17 protein-coding genes are annotated in these 14714 nt (G+C 70.0%); 13 read left to right on the top strand and 4 right to left on the bottom strand.

The features are described from left to right. The first annotated feature begins 239 nt into the window (after positions 1 to 239). Entirely contained in the window at positions 240 to 1676 is a 1437-nt protein-coding gene (locus VM681_06195) for a sialidase family protein (protein HVL87579.1), read from the top strand. Positions 1677 to 1755: 79 nt separating this feature from the next. Continuing rightward, positions 1756 to 3267 carry a hypothetical protein gene (locus VM681_06190; protein HVL87578.1) on the top strand — a complete coding sequence of 504 codons (1512 nt, stop codon included), beginning with the start codon at positions 1756 to 1758 and terminating at the stop codon, positions 3265 to 3267. A gap of 27 nt (positions 3268 to 3294) precedes the next feature. Here VM681_06190 and VM681_06185 read toward each other — a convergent pair whose 3' ends face one another. Together VM681_06185 and VM681_06180 are read right to left on the bottom strand one after the other, a co-directional pair. Continuing rightward, positions 3295 to 4245 (bottom strand): Lrp/AsnC family transcriptional regulator, encoded by a 951-nt coding sequence (locus tag VM681_06185; protein ID HVL87577.1) that lies wholly within the window; start codon positions 4243 to 4245, stop codon positions 3295 to 3297. A 264-nt stretch (positions 4246 to 4509) separates the two neighbouring features. After that, a complete protein-coding gene (locus VM681_06180; protein ID HVL87576.1) occupies positions 4510 to 4887 on the bottom strand; it encodes a rhodanese-like domain-containing protein in 378 nt (125 codons plus the stop codon). A 165-nt stretch (positions 4888 to 5052) separates the two neighbouring features. On the opposite strand from VM681_06180, the gene VM681_06175 reads away from it, so the two are divergent. The 3 genes from VM681_06175 (at position 5053) to VM681_06165 (ending at position 7954) form a co-directional block, all read left to right on the top strand. Next, a complete protein-coding gene (locus VM681_06175; protein HVL87575.1) occupies positions 5053 to 5454 on the top strand; it encodes a hypothetical protein in 402 nt (133 codons plus the stop codon). Between the two features lie 148 nt (positions 5455 to 5602). Then, entirely contained in the window at positions 5603 to 7042 is a 1440-nt protein-coding gene (locus tag VM681_06170) for a V-type ATP synthase subunit B (protein ID HVL87574.1), read from the top strand. Positions 7043 to 7102: 60 nt separating this feature from the next. Further along, positions 7103 to 7954 (top strand): hypothetical protein, encoded by an 852-nt coding sequence (locus tag VM681_06165; GenBank protein ID HVL87573.1) that lies wholly within the window; start codon positions 7103 to 7105, stop codon positions 7952 to 7954. A gap of 63 nt (positions 7955 to 8017) precedes the next feature. Here the strand turns inward: VM681_06165 and VM681_06160 are convergent, their stop codons facing one another. Next, positions 8018 to 8968, bottom strand: coding sequence for an MEDS domain-containing protein (locus tag VM681_06160; GenBank protein HVL87572.1), 951 nt, complete (start codon positions 8966 to 8968; stop codon positions 8018 to 8020). Between the two features lie 104 nt (positions 8969 to 9072). Between VM681_06160 and VM681_06155 the strand changes: the two genes are divergently transcribed. From VM681_06155 to VM681_06130, 6 genes are all read left to right on the top strand, one after another. Continuing rightward, positions 9073 to 9609: a hypothetical protein gene (locus VM681_06155; protein ID HVL87571.1), complete on the top strand. Its 537-nt coding sequence runs from the start codon at positions 9073 to 9075 to the stop codon at positions 9607 to 9609. 51 nt (positions 9610 to 9660) lie between these two features. Next, entirely contained in the window at positions 9661 to 10179 is a 519-nt protein-coding gene (locus VM681_06150) for a hypothetical protein (protein ID HVL87570.1), read from the top strand. A gap of 1 nt (position 10180) precedes the next feature. Further along, positions 10181 to 10651, top strand: coding sequence for an EVE domain-containing protein (locus VM681_06145; GenBank protein ID HVL87569.1), 471 nt, complete (start codon positions 10181 to 10183; stop codon positions 10649 to 10651). Positions 10652 to 10731: 80 nt separating this feature from the next. After that, positions 10732 to 11145, top strand: coding sequence for a hypothetical protein (locus VM681_06140; GenBank protein HVL87568.1), 414 nt, complete (start codon positions 10732 to 10734; stop codon positions 11143 to 11145). A 4-nt stretch (positions 11146 to 11149) separates the two neighbouring features. Further along, on the top strand, positions 11150 to 11341 hold the full coding sequence (locus VM681_06135; protein ID HVL87567.1) for a DUF6496 domain-containing protein: 192 nt from the start codon (positions 11150 to 11152) through the stop codon (positions 11339 to 11341). Between the two features lie 277 nt (positions 11342 to 11618). Beyond that, positions 11619 to 12965, top strand: a complete 1347-nt coding sequence (locus tag VM681_06130) for an Nramp family divalent metal transporter (GenBank protein ID HVL87566.1) — start codon at positions 11619 to 11621, stop codon at positions 12963 to 12965. 2 nt (positions 12966 to 12967) lie between these two features. Here VM681_06130 and VM681_06125 read toward each other — a convergent pair whose 3' ends face one another. Beyond that, positions 12968 to 13645 carry a VTT domain-containing protein gene (locus VM681_06125; GenBank protein HVL87565.1) on the bottom strand — a complete coding sequence of 226 codons (678 nt, stop codon included), beginning with the start codon at positions 13643 to 13645 and terminating at the stop codon, positions 12968 to 12970. Positions 13646 to 13764: 119 nt separating this feature from the next. Here VM681_06125 and VM681_06120 point away from each other — a divergent pair, with 119 nt between their 5' ends. Next, positions 13765 to 14451, top strand: a complete 687-nt coding sequence (locus VM681_06120; GenBank protein ID HVL87564.1) for a hypothetical protein — start codon at positions 13765 to 13767, stop codon at positions 14449 to 14451. A gap of 50 nt (positions 14452 to 14501) precedes the next feature. Further along, positions 14502 to 14714, top strand: a 213-nt coding sequence (locus tag VM681_06115; GenBank protein ID HVL87563.1) for a DUF6496 domain-containing protein, incomplete at its 3' end; no start/stop codon positions are given.

The raw sequence follows: 14714 nt of genomic DNA, 5'->3' as shown, positions 1-14714 counted from the left end.
CATGGCCTGGACCTGCGACGCCTGCGGCGCCCGTATGCAAAACGACCAGCCCGCATGCGACGCGTGCGGCTGCTCTGCGCCCATGATGGGGCGCAAGGGAAGCCACGGCCTCGTCGAGGCGTAGGGCCCCCCGCATCGCGTGCGATGAACATTCATCGCGCGTGCGATGATCATTCATCGCAGGGTTGCGACAGCATTCGGCCACAAGGCTTATCATGGCGCCGCCCGCCTGCGGCGGCATGCGCCTGTCGCCCGTTTTGGTGGCCCTTTCCTTCTTCGGAATCGCGCTTGCCGGCTGCCTCGAAAATCCCGAGCCGCCCGTCGTCCCGTCGGAGACGGCGCCCGCGCCGACGCTTCCAACCGGGATCGTGCGCTTTGCCGCCGACGGCTCCATCCTGGCGCCCGTGGTCGACCAGGTGCTCGCGCAGGCCCAGTACATCTTGACGGGCCACCGCGGCGCCGAGCCCACCATGGGCATCACGAAGTCGGGCGCCATTTTCATGGCCACGTTCGAGACGGTGATCCGCAGCACCGACGGCGGGCAGACGTGGGAGGTCGCGTACGACTTCGCCGTGCCCGGCGCGCCCGTGGATCCGTTCTTCAACGCGGACCCCATGATGTGGGTGGACCCCATCACGGATCGAGTCTACAACGCGCCCATGTACCCGTTGCTTCTTTGCTCGAGCATCGTGTGGAGCGAGAACGACGGCCAGTCGTGGACCCACCGGCCGCTTGCGTGCCCGGCCATCCAACCCTTCGACCGGCAGACGCTCGCCTCGGGCCCGCCAGGTCCCCGCGCGCCGCCGCAGGCCGGCCTTGCCCACCCGACCGTTCTCTACCTCTGCTACAACCAGCTTGCGAGCACGAGCTGCCTGATGAGCTACGACGGCGGCCTCACGTGGCCGGTGAACGTGCCCGTGTGGGACCGCGCGACCGCGCCGCCGGGAAGCGGCTCGTGCGCGGGCCAGCCGGGCCACACGGCCGTGGCGCCCGACGGCACGGTCGTCGTTCCGAAGTCGTGGTTCTGCGCGGGGCTCTTTCTCTCCGTGAGCTACGACTCGGGCCTCACGTGGGAGGTGCGGGCCGGCCCGCAGGTGGGCGGCGACACGCTCTCGCCCGAGGTCGCGTTTGCCCCCGACGGCACGCTCTACGCGCTTTGGCAGGGCAAGGACCACCTCACGTACCTCGCGCGCTCGCCCGACGTGGGCAAGACGTGGGACGGCCCGTGGATCGTCTCGCCGCCCGACGTCCGCAGCACCGTCTTTGCGGCGCTTGCCGCCGGCGACGACGGGCGCGTGGCCATGGCGTTCCTCGGCACGCGCGACACGGACGAGTACCCCTCGCGCGCGCCCGACGAGACGCGCTGGCACCTGTTCTTCGTGACGACCGAGGACGGCACCGCGCAGTCGCCCACGTTCACGGCCTACCAGGCGACGCCCGAGGACGACCCGGTGCAGATCGGGTGCGTGTGGATCGGAGGCGGCGGCAACCCGTGCCGCAACATGCTCGACTTCATCGACGGCGCCGTCGGCGCCGACGGCACGTTCTACGTGTCGTACACGGAAGGCTGCACGGAGGGATGCGCCGGCGTGCGCGACGCGGGCCCGACGGACTCGCGCGACCGGCAAGCCGCGCTTGGCATCCTGCGCGGTTGGAGCCTGCGGGCGAGCGCGTAGCGCCGGACGGGCGCGCGCTCCGCAAGGAGCGACCGCTTGTGCCCAAACGCTCATCCCGCCCGCGCGGCGACTTGTGCGCATGCGCGAAGCGGGCTGGTTGCTGTGCGGCAGCCTGGCGGCGCTTCTGGTCTTGCTCGCGTGGCCGTTTGGATCGCCGATCACAGACGAGCGGCCGCTTGCGCCGCCCGCGTTGCGCGACGGTCCGGCCGACGCGACCGTCGTCGTGGGAGCGCCGGGAGGACGCATCGACGACCGCGTGTACAGCTTCAACGTGGCGTCGTGGCTTCCCGACGATTTCGCGCCGGCCAACGAGACCTTCGTCGCCATGCTCCGGCAGCTTCGCCCCGCCCTCCTGCGGTTTCCCGCCGGGCACGACAGCCAGTTCACCTTCTTCGACCCGACGAGTTCGAGGACGGCGCTTCCCGACGGTTTCCGCCACCGGCTCACGGGCGAGCGCCTCGATCAGTTCCTCGACACGACGGCTCGCATCGGCGCGCAGCCGCTCCTTGCGGTGAACCTCAAGACGGGGTCGCCGGCCATGGCCGCCGAGCTTGCGCGGCACGTGGTCGATCGTGGCCACGCGGGCGCGTGGTACGAGCTTGGGAACGAGCCCGACCTTCGCGACCGCTTCCGCGCCTCGCCGGAGGCGGAGGCGGGACGGTTCCTCGCGTTTGCGGCAGCCCTGCGCGCAGCCGACCCCTCCGCGCGCCTTGTGGGCGGCGCGATCATGACGGGCGCCAACGCCTTTGGCGCCAACGGGCGCGAGCCGTGGATGGAGCCCTTCGCTCGGATCGTGGGCGAACGCGCAAACGCGCTCTCGTGGCACTGGTACCCGCTCGACAGCGACAACCCGAACCCGCGCAGCCCCGCGTTCCCGGCGGTGGAGCATCTCGTGCAGGAGCGCGCTTCCGACTGGCTGCCGTCGGGACTCTCGTTCGCGGATCTCGCGTGCGAAGCCATGGAAGCGATCCGCGCGGAAACGGGCGCCGAGCATTGGGTCACCGAGCTTGGTCCCGACAGCGGAGCGCACATGGCGCCCGGGATCACGAACGGGCAGGTCGCGGCGGTGTGGATCGCCGACGCGCTTCCTCGGCTTGCCGAGTGCGGCGCAGACGCCGTCTTCCAGTTCGCCGCGCGCCAGCACGAGGGACAGGTGCTCGCGCTCATGACGCACGACCGCGAGCCGACGCCCCTGTGGGGCGCCTACCAATTGCTGTCGATGGGCTTCCGCGGGGAGTGGCTTGCATGCGAAGTCGACGGAGCGCCGCAGCTCGCCTGCCACGCCGCGCGCGCCGGCGACGGCGCGACGAGCGTGGTCCTTGCCAACAAAGGCGCGGAATCGCTGCAAGTGGCGCTGCGATGGAGCGCGGGCGAGCGCGCGTCGGTCTGGACGCTTGAAGCCGACGGGCCCACATCGACGACCGCGCGCGCAAACGGCGAGCCGCTCACGCGCGAACTCGTGCTTGCCGGCTTGCCCCAAGCCGCGTTGGACGCGGACGCCGGGGTCCTCGTGCCGCCCTACGGAGTCGTGCTGATCCTCGATGCGGCCGTCCACGCCGGTCCTGCGCCCGCGGTGGCGCGATCCCCGTGAAAAGGCGCAAGCGTGCCCGCCGCACCCTCATGCCGGAGACGGAGCCGTGGGAGGCGCCTCGCAGCGCGAGGCGATCTCGCGGTCGAGCCAAGCGCTCTCGTCGCGGAAGGCGCGGAAGAACCAGGCCTCGGCGCGATCGACGCCGTCGAGCGCCTCGGCGCGCCGCCGCATGGCCTCCACCTCGGCGCTCGTGCGCGCAAACAGCAGAAGGTCGAAGTGGCCCAGATCGGCCGACGCGGGAACGTACGCATACACGTGCTCGTCCCGGAACTCCTGCCGCAGCGCGCTCATCGGCCGCGGCCCCGATCCGGCGCGAAGGTACACGAGAAGCTCGAACAAGAACAGCCCGTCGGCTTTGCTTGGGTCCACGATCGGAACGAGAAAGACGCTGCCCTCGGACGCCATCCGCGAAAGGTGCCGCTTGACGGTGCGCGCGCTCACGCCCACACGCGCTGCAAGCTCCGCGGCGCCTTCCCGGGGCGCCGCGCGCAGCGCCGCGAGGATCCGCCAGTCCAGGGACGAGAGAGGACGTTCCGTGACGGGCATCTCGCGGACGTAGAACCGCCGAGGGGCCGCGCCGCCGGCAAGCGCGGCGAAGATCTCGAGCTTCCGTTTCCGCTCCTCCTCGTCGCGGAAGCAGAAATCCACGCACACCCCCTGTCCCAGGAAATCGTGGATCTCCAGGAGGCCTTCGACGCGCAGGAGCTCGGCAAGCGCGGCGTCCTTGGCCGCGTCGTTTGCAAAGCGCAGATGGTAGGCCTCCGCGCGCAATCCCAGATGGCGCAGGTTGACGAAGGCGTTGTAGCCTGCAAGCACGCCCGACTCGTTCATGCGCGCGATGCGTTCTTTCACGGTGTTGAGGCTGGCCCCGATCGATCGCGCGATGCGCGCGGGGGTCAAGGCGTCGAGCGGTTTGGGGGTTCGCTCGTAGGGCCGAAGGCCCATGGCGCGCACGATCGAAACGTCCAGCGGGTCCATCGGATCCGATCCGCCGCCTCGCCAAAAGCCTTTTCCACGCGGGTCCTCACGATCGTTGAAGGACGGCAACGCGGGGCGTCGTCAGCCTCCATCGCGCGCGCGTCCCCCGGGCCACGCCAAGCTTCCCGCGCAGGCGGCCGAAGGACGCGGCGCTGCGCGGGGTCGCGCGCAAACGACGATCGAACGCGCCGCAAACGTCGCCGCGACGAGCACCGGCGCGATCGCGATGAGGCTTGGAACGAGCATCACGGATCCGCAGATCCGTCACTCTTGAGCGGGCGCGACCTCAAAGCCCGCTTCCTTCCACGCCTTGAAGCCGCCGTCGAGATGCGCGACGCGCGCGAATCCCATCTGGCGAAGCGCCGCGCCGGCCAGCGCCGAGCGGCCTCCCGAGGCGCAGTACAGCAAGACGCGGCGGCCCGGATCGAGCTCCTTGCGATGGTACGGGGTCGAAGGATCGGCGTAGAACTCGAGCATGCCGCGGGGGGCGGCAAGCGCGCCGGGAATGGTCCCGTGCTGCGCTCGCTCGCCGGGCTCGCGCAGGTCCACGAGCACGGCGTCGGGCCGTTCCAGCTCCCGCGCGAGCTCCGCGGCGGAGAGGTTGTCGATCGTGCTTCGGGCCTGGCTCACGAGTTCCTTCACGGTTTTTCCGGCGGGCAAAGGCACACCCAGCGGGAGAACGCGCGCGCGCCACGCGAGCGTGTCGCCGGCGAGGCCGACAAAAATGGACAGGTGTCCGTTTTCGGCAGGCGGCCCGGCGACGCCGTCACGTCCCCCCGGCACCCTGCTGGCGGCGGAGGAATCGAAATGATCGCGATCTCGCGCAAGAATCTCGTCGCCAACGTCGACCGCTCCGGACTGGAGATCCGCTCCGCGCCCGCGGGGGACATGATCGTGGGATGGGAGCGCTGGCCCGCAGGCGACGTCTCCGGGCTTTTCCGCGGGCTCCCCGGAGACGCCTGCCAAGCCGAGCACTGGGGGTACACGGTGGCCGGCAAGTGGCGCGTCCGCACGGCCGCGGGCGTGGAGACGATCGAGGCGGGGCAAGCCTACTACGTTCCCCGCGGCCACGTGCTGCTCGAGATCGTGGAGCCCATGGAAGTCGTTGAGTTCACCCGCGCCAAGGATCCCTATCTCACGGAGTCGGTGAAGGCCTTCGAAACGAATCTTCCCGGCGTGATGCGAGCGCTCAAGGTCGCACAACGTTAGCCGCGCCCCTGAGCCGGGCGCGCAGGCGGCGCCCCGGCCAGGGCGTGCAATCGCGCCGCGCGAAATCCTTCGCCCGCGTCCAACCGCAGCGGAGCCGCGAATCCTTAAATACCCCCCTCGCAATCCGCGGCCAACCCGAGGCGTTCCCATGGTCAAGGAGTACAAGACGCTCACCGACGTGGCCGGCCCCCTCATCTTCGTCGAGAAGACCGAACCGGTCGGCTACGGCGAGCTCGTCCAGATCCGTCTTTCCGACGGCTCGATGAAGCGCGGCCAGGTCCTCGACACGAGCAAGGACGTCGTGGCCGTGCAGGTCTTCGAGGGAACCTCCGGCATCAACCGCGAGGCCTCGGTGAAGTTCCTCGGCGAGACGATCAAGCTGCCCGTGAGCCGCGAGCTTCTGGGCCGCATCCTCACGGGCGCGGGCGACCCCAAGGACGGGGGTCCCCCCATCGTGCCCGAGAAGCGCCTCGACATCACGGGCGCCGCCATCAACCCGTACGCCCGCGACAACCCGTCCGAGTTCATCCAGACGGGCATCAGCACGATCGACGGCATGAACACGCTCGTGCGCGGCCAGAAGCTTCCCATCTTCTCCGGCTCGGGTCTTCCGCACAACGAGATCGCGCTCCAGATCGCGCGCCAGGCCAAGGTGCTCGGCGGGACGGAGGAGTTCGCCGTCGTGTTCGGCGCCATGGGCATCACGAACGAGGAAGCCCAGGCGTTCATGAAGGACTTCGAGCGCACGGGCGCCCTCCAGCGCGCGGTGCTCTTCCTCAACCTCGCTGACGACCCGGCCATCGAGCGGCTGCTCACGCCCCGCATGGCGCTTACCGCGGCCGAGTACCTCGCCTACGAGCTCGACTACCACGTCCTCGTCATCTTCACGGACGTCACGAACTACTGCGAGGCGCTGCGGCAGATCGGCGCCGCGCGCGAGGAGGTCCCCGGACGCCGTGGCTACCCCGGTTACATGTACACGGACCTCGCCTCGCTCTACGAGCGCGCGGGCAAGATCAAGGGACGCAAGGGCTCGATCACGCAGTTTCCGATCCTCACGATGCCCGGCGACGACATCACCCATCCCATCCCGGACCTCTCGGGCTACATCACGGAGGGTCAGATCGTCGTGAGCCGCGAGCTCCACCGCAAGGGCATCTACCCCCCGATCAACGTGCTTCCCTCGCTCTCGCGGCTCATGAACGCGGGCATCGGCGTGAAGAAGGACCACCACGGCAACGTCCGCACGCTCACTCGCGAGGACCACAAGGCCGTCTCCGACCAAGTGTACGCGGCCTACGCCGAGGGCAAGGACCTGCGCGGCCTTGTCGCCATCGTCGGCAAGGAGGCCCTCTCCGAGCGCGACCGCCGCTTCCTCGAGTTCGCCGACGTCTTCGAGCAGAAGGTCGTTCGGCAGGGCCGCGAGGAGGACCGCACCATCGAGCAGACCCTCGACCTCTTCTGGGAGCTCGTAGGACAGCTTCCCGAGGAAGCCCTCACGCGCATCGACCGCAAGTTCATCGAGAAGTACCACCCGAAGAACAAGCAGGCGAAGACGGCGCAAGCGCCGGTGCCCACTGCGCGCTAGGCCTGCAAGGCGGGCAACAATCTTATGCCGTCCAGCCGTGCTCTTGGGCCGTGGTCGGTCATGACATTGACGGCGCAAGATTCAGACATCACCGTCGAAGGCCTCCGAGCGCTCCTTCGGTCACGTCTTGCTGACCGAATTCCTGCGGACGCGGCCTACATTCGCAAGCTCGTCGACGATCTGTCCAAGGCCGGGATCGTTCAGCTCGCCGACGTCGACCGCGCGTTGGCCCAAGCCAAGGATGCGGCGCTTGCCTACGAGGCGGATCTCCAAGACAATGAGGTCCTGCGAGGATCCTTCGAGGATGTCGGTCTTGCCCGCACGGCGCTCTCCATCATGCACCCGGCAATGGCCGACGACCCTCGCGGTCTCGAGCCCTTCCGGTCGCTCATCCGTAGTGACGCGCATCCAGCGCCGATGCCCCCACCCGCGCGGGCGGAAGACCTGTTCGAACAAACGGTTCGCGGACACGGCTTCGCGCCCAAGCCGCCCGGTGGCGGTCTGATGGCAAAGCTGGCACGCCCACGCCCCACGTACGAGAAGACCGTCGGCCGATTCCGAATCGAACTCGAGGAAGATCCGGCGAGCAAGCCCGATTCGTGGGTGCTCGTCGGGCGCACCACGATCGAGCCCCAGAAGCAAGGCAAGTACGAGATCTGGTCGGAGCCGGTGGCCCGCGGCCAGGACCCGCGCACGGGTCTTCGCTTCGCATCCGACTCGCGGGAGATCGGTCAATACCTGCTTGAACGCATGGACGTCTACAAGTTGCTGACGTGGTTCGAAGGGCGAATCCGCGTCCGGGGGCGGCAAGTCGAAGTTCGCGCCGACGTGGGTGCATCGTTGTCGGAAGGCATTGGCACCCTCGAGTCGGCGCTGCGCACCGTGGCGGACACCGCGGAAGACTGGACGTAGCCGTCGGCGCGCGTCCTCGCAGATGCCGCGGCGCCACGGCACGGTAGGCGCCGTCGTCGGCTCTCAGGATTGCTTTCGAGGTTGCTTGCGCGCCGTCTGCAACACGCGATGTAGCGTTGCCGCCAGACGACCGAAGCTTACGTCCAGCTCCCGCAAGCGCTCGTGGGCGGCCTCGTTTTCGCGCGGAACCACCCGCTGCAGCGTGGCGATCTGCAAACGCAACGGGGTCATGGGCGTGGCAAACAAGTGGGCCGCTTCGTTGAGGAAATCCGTCTGCAGCTGCTGCAGCGTGCGCAAGCGCTCAAGCTCAAGCTGCGACAGACGAGCGCGCAGGCGCTCCTCCTGGAAGCGACGGTGCGTCCGCAGGTTGTCCATCCAGCGGCGCGTGACCTCGCGCTCGCGCTGCGGGCCGAGGTACACGTCCGGCTCGATGTAGTAGAAGTTGTCGAAGACCTCGGCGCCCAGCATGGCAAACGGGTGCGTCGTGAGCGCCTCCTGCACGAGACGCCCGGGCAGCCGCGTCGTGTCGTACTGGCAGATGGCGGTGAACTTGCGGCCGGGGAAGAAGCGGTTGAGCTTCGCCTCGTACTCCATGACGCGATCGGCGCCCGGGGGCGAGCGCAGGACCCAGGACATCTCTCCGGTGCCGCGCAGCCCGTCAAAGCCGTCGTCCAACGCCGCGTCCACGGCGGCGCCCAAGGCGCCGATCATCTCGTCCGGATCGAAGCGGCCCCCGGGCGTGTAGGCGTCGGATCCAAGCACGCGCAGCTGGCCTGCGTCCACCGCGGCCGCCGCGTCCAGCCCGTCTGCCCGAAGCATCGCCAGGATCGCTTGGGGCGAATGCGCGTCCGCGATGTACTGGACCCGCTCGCCGCGCGCGAGCCCCTCGCGCACGAAGGTCGTGAAGACCGCGCGGTGGTTCTCCTCGGAATCGTAGAGGATGCACGCGTGGTCGCCCGGACGCAGATCGAGGACCCCGCGGGGCGGAGCGGCTTTCCCCGCAACTGCCGCCATGGGCCGTCCACGTTCGTGACGGGACTTGGTTCTTACGGCGGCCCGGCGTTTCGACGGCCCGCCTGGACCGCAGCGTCACGACAGCCTTATGGAGGTCGGCCTCGGTGCGACCGCGGGACCACATGGTCGAGCTCGACCCGAACGTAGGGACGCTGGCGAATCTCGCGACCGCGCTTACCCTCGTCGTGGCGCTCGCGTTCGGGATCGTCCAGGTCCGGGAGGGGCGCCAGAAGCGCCGCGAGATGGCCACGCTGGAGGCCCTGCGGCCCATCACGTCCGCGGACGCCGCCCGCATGTGGGTCCACTACCGCAGGCTGCCGGCGACCTTCGACTACTCCGACGCGCAGTTCATGGCGTCGGACGCCGGCCTTGCGTTGACCTACTTCAGCCTCGTCTTCGAGGATCTGGGGCTGCTCGTCAAGGAGCGCGTCATCGACATCGGCCTGGTCGAGCTTGCGGTGGGAGACGCGGTCACGCAGTTCTGGGCCAAGGTGCAGCCGCAAGCGACGGCGGCCAGGGAAAGGCTGCAGCGCCCCGACATCCTCGAGTGGACGCAATGGCTTGCCGAGAAGCTGAGCGAACGCCGTGCGGGCCAAGCGCGCACGCCGGCGTACGAGGCCTTCCGAGGGTGGCGCGAATGAGGGCGGGCCGGACGCGCAGACGAGGGCGAGGTTCGCGCGCGAGGGGTTAGCATGGCCGACCTCGACCTTGCGACGCTTGCAAACGTGGCCGAGATCCTCGGGCTTGCGACGATCGTGGGCGGCGTCCTGTTCGCCGGCATCCAGCTTCGCAACTTTCGCATGCAGCGCCGCGACGCCGTCGTGATCCCGCTTGTCCAATGCTTCCAGGAGCCGCACCTGGCCGCCTCCCTGCGCCGCGTGCTCTCGCTTCCGGACTCCGCCGACCCCGCGACGATCGAGGCCGACCCCGACCTCCTGCAGGCCGCCGAGGCGATCAACTACACGATGGAGTCCTGGGGCATCATCGTCTTCGAGCGCTCGACCGACCTTCACACGCTCGACCGCGCCTGCGGAGGCATCGTGCGAACCGCGTGGCGCAAGCTTGGGCCGTTTGTCGCGTCGCGCCGCCAGCGGTACGACAATCCCGCCTGGGGCGAGTGGTTCCAGTGGCTGGCCGAGCGTCTGAGCGAGCATCCCGCGCCGGGCAAGGACGTCGGCGCGCACGTGGCCTTCCGGGACTGGAGGCCGTAGCGTGCCCGCGCACTGGCTGTGCAAGACCGAGCCCCACGTCTACTCGATCGACGACCTCGCGCGCGACCGCAAGACGTGCTGGGACGGCGTTCGCAACTACGCCGCCCGCAACCATCTCCGCGCCATGCGCAAGGGCGACCTCGTCTTCGTGTACCATTCGAACGCGGATCCGTCGGCCGTCGTGGGCGTCGCCGCCGTCGCCCGCGAGGCCTACGCCGACCCGACGCAGTTTGCGAAGGACGACGACCCGATGCATTATGACCCTAAATCGGATCCCGCCGACCCGATCTGGAGCGCCGTCGACCTCGCTTTCCGCGAGAAGCTTGCAAATCCGGTCTCGCTCGAGCTCGTGAAACGCACGCCCGCGCTCGCGCGCATGGCGCTCGTCCGGCTCGCGCGCCTCTCCGTGCAGCCGGTCACGGCCGGGGAATGGGCGGCAGTGCTGCGGCTTGCGCGCCGCAAGAGCGGCTAGGAAAAGCGGCGGGCGGGCGGACCCGGCCCCTCCGGTCCTCGTCCCACCGAGCTTTTGGGCCTCCGCGGGAAGCTCGGAGCATGGCGCGGAAAACCCAGCGGCAGAAAGGTCGCGAGCTGGCGCGGCGGACGCGCGAATCGCCATGCCAAACGGCCGCGCGGGCCGCCGTCGCGCGCAGGAAGAAGGCGCGCGGCACGAGGCTCACGCGGAAGGAGGCGGGCCTGCTTGGCGCGCTCGCGAGCGTGGCGACGACCCGGCGGCGGCGCGAGCGGGCGCGGCGCGCGGGCCGCGAAGCCGCGTTCGAGCGGGAGCATCGCGTGAGGACGTGGACGACCGATCCCGGCAGGGCGCGGCGCCCGACCCTCACGCAAAGCCGCGCAAGGCGCGCGCAAACGGTTCGCGAGAAGAAGCGGCGCGGGGAGACGCTCACGCGAAGCGAGGCGGGCCTTTTGGGCGGCGTTTCGCGCGCCGCCGGCCGCGCCCGGGGACGGTGAGACCATGGCGGAGAAGGACAAGCAAGAGGGCGAGTACGGCGAGAAGGCGCGAGGGTTCCTCTCGGAGGAGATCCGGCACCACGTGAAGGAGAAGGGCATGCCGCAGGACCAGGCCGTGGCGGCGGCCATGAGCGAGGCCCGGCGCAAGGGCCTCAAGGTGCCAAAGCGGGAGGAGAAGGGCGAGCGCAAGGAGTAGGCGGGGGAACATGCCGCCCCGCCGCAATCGCAGCGTCGCGCGCAAGGCGCGAAAATCGCGGACGAGGACGTCGGTGAAGGGCGTCGGTCGGGAGCCTCCGGTCCACGCCTCGCGCCGGCACCGGAAGACCACGGAGGCTCCGCCGCCCAAGCGCGGAACGCGCATGCCCTCTGCGAACCGATTCTATCGCGCCAACCGGAAGCTCGGCGAGGGCGCAAACCGCGTGATCCCGCGGGGCAAGCGCCACCCTCGCCGTCGCCTCGGGTAGCCGGTCGCGATGCCGCCTCTGCCGCCCGCGCGGATCCCCGCCCCGCCGGCGGGGTGGAAGCGCTTGGCGTGGCTGGGCCCCGGATTCCTGTGGATGGTGTCGGCCGCAGGCTCAGGCGAGCTTCTGTTCACCCCGCGCGTGGGCGCGCTGTACGGATACGCGCTGCTGTGGGCCCTGCTTGCGGCCGTGGCGTTGAAGTGGGTGGTGAACCGCGAGATCGGGCGCTACGCGGTCTGCCGCGGCGTCGGCGTGCTGCAGGCGTTCCTTCCGGCGCCCGGCCGACGACCGTGGGTCTTTGCGCTCATCGTGCTGCCGCAGGTCGTCGTCGCCGTGGCCACGCTCGCCGGCCTGGCCGGAGGCGCGGCGACGGCCGTGGCGCTTGCCGCCGGCGGCGACGTTCGGCTCTGGGCCGCCGCCTCGCTCCTTTCTTCCACCGCGCTTGTCACGCTGGGCCGCTACAAGGGCGTCGAGAAGGTGGCGACCGGAATCGCCGTCGGGCTTGCCGCCGCGGCCGTGGCCGCGGCCGTCGCCGTCCGTCCGGACGCGGGCGCCCTGGCGGCAGGCGTCGTGCCAAGCGCGCCCCCGGACGTAGACCTCGCGGAGGTCCTGCCCTGGCTTGGCTTCATGCTGTCCGGAGCCGCCGGCCTCATGTGGTACTCCTACTGGGTCCGCGCGCGCGGCTACGGAGCGGCCGCCGACAAGCCCGAGCGGCCCGTCGATCCGCACGCGCTTGCGACCGAGGACCGTCGGCGCCTGTCGGGCTGGATCCGGCAGGTCACGCTCGACACGACGGTGGCCGTCGTGGGCACGCTTGTGATCACGCTCGCGTTCCTTGTCCTGGGCGCCGAGCTCCTTCGCCCCCGCGGCCTCGTTCCGGAGGAGGAGCGGATTGCGGAGGTCCTGGGACACCTCCTGGGCGACGTGTTTGGCCCGGTGGGATTCTGGTTCATGGTGCTTGGCGTGTTCGTGGGATTCTGGGACACGATCCTGTCGGACCAGGACGGGTTTGGCCGCTTCTTCGCGGACGCCGCCGCGCACACCTTGCGCGATCGCCCCCGTGGACGGGTCCTGGCGCTGGCGCGAGCCCCGCGCGCTTGGGTGCTCACGCTTCTCACCGCCGCGCCGCTTGCGCTCTACCTTGCGATCGGCGAGCCCGTCACGCTCCTCAAGATCGCCGGCACGATCGAGGCCGTGCAGATCCCGATCGTGGGCGCCTACGTGCTGCGCCGGAACCTGCGCTTGCCCGCCGATCTTGCCCCGCGGCGCCGCACGATCGCGGCGATGCTCGCAGCCGTGCTCTTCTTCGGCGGCTTTGCCCTCCTGTACCTCGCCCAGGAGGCCGGGATCGGCGCGTAGCGTCAGAACAGGCGGATCGCGCCCAAGGCGACAAGCGAGCGCACCACGCCGCCGACGAAGCACACGACGAGGAACGGCTTCAGGCGCATGCCAAGCAGGCTGAACAAGTACACGAGGAAGGTGTCCGGAAAAAAGGGGATCGAGAACAGGATGAGGAAAGCGGGGTACCCGGCCCGGCGCGCAAAACGCTCCGAATACTCCAGGAAACCGCGAACGATCCCGTGCTGCGTCCAGCGCTCCATCTCCTGGCGCAGGGCGCCTCCCAGGAAGTACACGAACGCGGCGCCAAGCGCGATGCCCGCCGCCGCGGCCGTGACGCCGACGGCCGCGCCAAGGACGCCCTCGCGCGCAAGCGGGATGAGGGTCGGCTCGTAGGGCGTCGGGAGCACGGTCGCGGTGAGAAGCGCGACGGCGAAGATGCCCCAGGCGACGTTCCAAGACCCGAGGAAGTCCGGGCGCATCGCGAGGAGAACCGCGGCGCCAAGGGCCCACGCGATGGCGGCGCCGGCGAGCGCAAAGAGCAGGAGCGCATGCACGTAGCGCGGGGGAACCGAAGGCTTGTCCCGGCGGGCCGCGCCTCGTACCTCCGCCCGCGCTGACGCGTCGGTCGCAAGCGCCCACGCGGCGGAAAAGGCCTCGCGGACGGCCCGGGCAAAGCGGCGGAGGGGTCCGTCGGGCACGGCTGCAAGGAAACGACCACAAGCCTTGAAACCTTGAGGCACGGTTGACGGTGGGACCGGCCGAGCCCTGCAAAGGACTTAAGGACGGAACGTCGGTCGGGGATCGCCGGAGGGAGACCATGTACAACGAGGAAAAGGGCGCCTGGGTGTCCGAGTACGAAATCCAAACGCAGCGGCTGCACCTTGCGCGCGCCGCGCTTTCGCGGCTGGTGGGCGGCTACGTGCTGCTCGTCGTCGCCTTCTTCGCCGCGCTTCTCCTGCTCGGCACGAACCTCTTTGCAAGCGTCTTCACGCTTGGCAACGTCTTTGGCACCGCGCCCGCCTCCTTTGCCCCCAACACGCTGGGCGACCTCACGATCAGCCGCATGGCCGGAGCGGCCGTGCTGTGGATGTTCGCGGCCGCCGGCCTGCTCGTCATCGGGACGGGCCTCGACCGCGATCGGCACGTGCACCGCCTCGAGCGCCAGGCCGACGCCCTTCGCCGACGCGTCGTGGCGGCAAACTCCGACCACGTGCCCTGGCTCAACGCCGGCCGCTGGACGGCGGGCGCGCACCCTTGGCTCTACGCCTCGGCCCTGCTCGTGGGCGTCCTGCTTGCGACCTCCGTGCTCCTCCTCCTCGACAAGCCCGTCTTCCGCGGGCTTGAGATCCGTGACGGCGGATACTTTGCCCTCGTGGTGAACGTGCTGCTGCTGGCCTCCGCCGCGGCCACCTGGTGGGTGCACACGAGGCTCGCCTCCGAGCGCACGCCGCCTGCCGTCACGGCGGTCCCCGCCGGCACGGTCTCCTCGGCCGCACCCGAGTGACGGACATCGTTGGCGAAGGCTACAGGACAGGCCGCCCCGCTTCCGTCCGCATGCCCCGCAAGAAGGGTTCCAAGGGCCGGAAGAAGAGCACCTCCCGCAGCTACAGCAGCCAAGCCCGAAGCCTCGTCTCGCGGCACGTGTCGCGCCACCGCCGCAAGGGCATGGGGCAGAAGCAGGCCGTCGCCGCCGCCTTGAGCGAAGCGCGGCGCAAGGGTCGCAAGGTGCCCGCGCGCCGGCGCGCGGGCACCTTGCGACCCTTGCGC

It is taken from the genome of Candidatus Thermoplasmatota archaeon (assembly GCA_035541015.1).
GTDB lineage: Archaea > Thermoplasmatota > SW-10-69-26 > JACQPN01 > JAIVGT01 > DATLFM01.
Note: the sequence above shows the minus strand (reverse complement) of the source record. Positions and strands in the feature narration are given on the sequence as shown.

Excerpts from the sequence above, each read along its gene's own strand:
- VM681_06140 (HVL87568.1), top strand. The coding sequence starts at position 10,732 with ATGGCGCGGAAAACCCAGCGGCAGAAAGGTCGCGAGCTGGCGCGGCGG.
- VM681_06185 (HVL87577.1), bottom strand. The coding sequence starts at position 4,245 with ATGGACCCGCTGGACGTTTCGATCGTGCGCGCCATGGGCCTTCGGCCC.
- VM681_06170 (HVL87574.1), top strand. The coding sequence starts at position 5,603 with ATGGTCAAGGAGTACAAGACGCTCACCGACGTGGCCGGCCCCCTCATC.
- VM681_06160 (HVL87572.1), bottom strand. The coding sequence starts at position 8,968 with ATGGCGGCAGTTGCGGGGAAAGCCGCTCCGCCCCGCGGGGTCCTCGAT.
- VM681_06150 (HVL87570.1), top strand. The coding sequence starts at position 9,661 with ATGGCCGACCTCGACCTTGCGACGCTTGCAAACGTGGCCGAGATCCTC.
- VM681_06120 (HVL87564.1), top strand. The coding sequence starts at position 13,765 with ATGTACAACGAGGAAAAGGGCGCCTGGGTGTCCGAGTACGAAATCCAA.
- VM681_06190 (HVL87578.1), top strand. The coding sequence starts at position 1,756 with ATGCGCGAAGCGGGCTGGTTGCTGTGCGGCAGCCTGGCGGCGCTTCTG.
- VM681_06175 (HVL87575.1), top strand. The coding sequence starts at position 5,053 with ATGATCGCGATCTCGCGCAAGAATCTCGTCGCCAACGTCGACCGCTCC.
- VM681_06195 (HVL87579.1), top strand. The coding sequence starts at position 240 with ATGCGCCTGTCGCCCGTTTTGGTGGCCCTTTCCTTCTTCGGAATCGCG.
- VM681_06135 (HVL87567.1), top strand. The coding sequence starts at position 11,150 with ATGGCGGAGAAGGACAAGCAAGAGGGCGAGTACGGCGAGAAGGCGCGA.
- VM681_06165 (HVL87573.1), top strand. The coding sequence starts at position 7,103 with ATGACATTGACGGCGCAAGATTCAGACATCACCGTCGAAGGCCTCCGA.
- VM681_06130 (HVL87566.1), top strand. The coding sequence starts at position 11,619 with ATGCCGCCTCTGCCGCCCGCGCGGATCCCCGCCCCGCCGGCGGGGTGG.